The 410-nt window shown below is 45.1% G+C and carries 1 protein-coding gene; it reads left to right on the forward strand.

Going from position 1 to position 410, the window contains the following annotated elements:
- Positions 1 to 410, forward strand: a 410-nt coding sequence (locus tag J4E76_RS20770; RefSeq protein ID WP_208506718.1) for a cadherin repeat domain-containing protein, incomplete at both ends; no start/stop codon positions are given.

Raw genomic sequence — 410 nt, forward strand, 5'->3', positions numbered from 1 at the left:
GTTTCTCAAACAGTAACCATTACCGTAACAGATGTTGATGACACTGATCCAGTCTTTACTTCAGCCATTACGGCCAGCTTTGTAGAGAATGGAACAGGTACTGCCTACACTGCTGTAGCTACAGATGCCAACGCGGTTACTTATAGCCTTGGCACAGGTAATGACGAAGGCTTATTCGATATTGATGGATCGACAGGAGCAGTGACCTTCCAAGCATCACCAGACTTTGAATTGCCTGCTGATGGAAATACTGATAACGCCTATTTGCTTGAAGTAAAAGCCAGTGATGGCATCAATACTGTATCACAGACAGTAACCATTACCGTAACAGATGTTGATGACACTGATCCAGTCTTTACTTCGGCCACTACAGCCAGCTTTGTAGAGAATGGAACGGGTACGGCCTACAC

The sequence above is a fragment of the Roseivirga sp. E12 genome, from assembly GCF_017592825.1.
Classification (GTDB): domain Bacteria; phylum Bacteroidota; class Bacteroidia; order Cytophagales; family Cyclobacteriaceae; genus Roseivirga.